The sequence below is a fragment of the Nonlabens sp. genome (genome assembly GCF_965660805.1).
Taxonomy (GTDB): Bacteria; Bacteroidota; Bacteroidia; order Flavobacteriales; family Flavobacteriaceae; genus Nonlabens.
Window position 1 is genome coordinate 1 of record NZ_CBFIBE010000080.1, and the last position, 2,170, is coordinate 2,170.

Below are 2,170 nucleotides of genomic sequence, written 5' to 3' on the forward strand. Positions count from 1 at the left end.
CATAGCAGCAAAGGTAAGATGAAATGAGAATTTTTCTAGTAGTATTTAAGGTTTAAAGTAATTGTAGAATTCCAGATTCATAAATCGTTTAAGAAGCACTATTTAAAACAAGTTGTGAACAAAGAAGTAGTAAAGCCAAATATATTAGGCACAATAACAGATCGTTATAGGCAACATTATGAAATCCTAGTGGCAGACTTATGTCTGTCGTCGTTGACAAATTTATGTTAAGGAAAATGAGGTTAATGGAAGGTTAAGTTTTAATAATAGCAGATTCCGCATCAAGTGCAGAATGACAGTCTGCGAAAAAGATGATGTTTCTATTGTCCAATGATAGTGTTAAATATGGTTAAACTAGTTGACAGCATACAATCACTAAACTAATTTTAAGTTATTAAGTCATAAAAGAAAAAGCTCATGAAAACAATTTTTAAATCTTTGGGTATGGCTATTCTGGGTGGAGTAGTTGTCCTAGGCGGTTATCAACTTATACAAAACAGATCTACCGCAATTCAGGATAATAGTGCAGTAGCAAAAATAGCAGCGCCACAAAGCAGCTTGCCGGTTACCCCAGTTTCTTACACAGGTAATACGTCCATCGCTGGAGTAGATTTTACAGAAGCAGCAGAGAAAACGGTCCATTCTGTAGTACACGTTATTAATAAAACGGTAGCAAGAGCTCCCATGTCTTTGGCCGATGTATGGGCTGGCCGTGTTCCTTATCGTGAATCTATAGGAACTGGTAGTGGCGTGATCATTACACCAGATGGTTATATTATCACTAATAATCATGTGATTAAAAATTCTAACCATTTACAGGTGACTTTAAATAATAATAAGTCTTACAAGGCAGAACTCATAGGTGCCGATGAAGAAAGCGACATAGCGCTCATAAAAATTGAGGCCGATGAGGAGTTGCCTTTTGTACCCTTTGGAGATTCAAATAGCGCTAAAATAGGAGAATGGGTACTCGCAGTGGGAAATCCATTTAATTTAACGAGTACCGTTACCGCAGGGATCATAAGTGCCAAAGGTCGTGACCTCGAAGCTCGAGATGCAAACATCCAGTCCTTTATTCAAACAGATGCGGCTGTAAATCCAGGAAATTCTGGTGGAGCGCTGGTAAATACACGTGGTGAGCTTATAGGAATCAACACCGCTATTAAATCACAAACGGGTTCTTATATAGGATATTCATTTGCGGTGCCTTCTAATAATGCTCGTAAAATTATCGAGGATTTTATGGAGTATGGCTTTGTTCAAAAAGGCATGCTAGGAATAAAAGGTACAGATTTGAATGGTTATAATTCTAAAGAATTAGGACTGAACTCTACAGACGGTATTTATGTAGCAGATATCGTAGAAGATAGTGGTGCTGAGAAAAGTGACCTTAGAAAAGGTGATGTGATTACCGCGTTAGATGGTGTCACCATTAATAAATTTGTAGAGCTGGCAGGTTATATAAAGACTAAAAATCCAGGAGACGTGGTCATTGCTGAAGTGGTTAGAAATGACCAGCTCATCCATATTCCTATTACTTTGTCTAAAAACAATATAATTACCATTCCACAAATGGAAATGGAATTGCGCAACCTCACTAAAGAAGAGAAGAAGCAATTTGATGTAAAAAAAGGCGTAAAAATCACGGGAACTATAGGGAGACTTGCACGTTATGATTTAAGAAATTATATTATAACTAAGGTAAATGAAACTGAAGTGGCAGACATAGATGATATTCAAGCCATATTACGCAACATTATGCCTAATGAAACGCTCCTTATTCAAATGAAAAACTCTAATGGTGAGATTGAACGATTCCGTTATACGGTGAATTAAAAGTAATTCATCACTTGAATATAGTCGTGTCCGACTAAGACAAAAAACTTTATTAAGGAGTTTGAATTTCAGTGTTTTATAAAACTTTAATGGGACACTAGTCATTTTAAAACTACATTCTAGAACTTAATTTCAAGCACTCAATATCTAAAAATTGAGTGCTTTTTTTGTGAATTAAAATGGTGGTTATTTCGCTTTCGCGAAAGCGATAAAAAATCAATAAAACCAGTTACGAAAACGTTGTAGATGTATTACTTTTGTAACAAATTAAACCCACAAAAACCCATTCAATGAGTAGTTTAGATACTTATGAAAAAGAGCTCGCCTTCCAGAC

The 2,170-nt window shown here is 35.9% G+C and carries 1 protein-coding gene; it reads left to right on the top strand.

Annotated elements, in window-relative coordinates; translation table 11 throughout:
* The first annotated feature begins 417 nt into the window (after nucleotides 1–417).
* Nucleotides 418–1,836 carry a trypsin-like peptidase domain-containing protein gene (locus ACTF48_RS10965; RefSeq protein WP_438963200.1) on the top strand — a complete coding sequence of 473 codons (1,419 nt, stop codon included), beginning with the start codon at nucleotides 418–420 and terminating at the stop codon, nucleotides 1,834–1,836.
* Nucleotides 1,837–2,170 lie beyond the last annotated feature (334 nt).

Excerpts from the sequence above, each read along its gene's own strand:
- ACTF48_RS10965 (WP_438963200.1), top strand. The coding sequence starts at position 418 with ATGAAAACAATTTTTAAATCTTTGGGTATGGCTATTCTGGGTGGAGTA.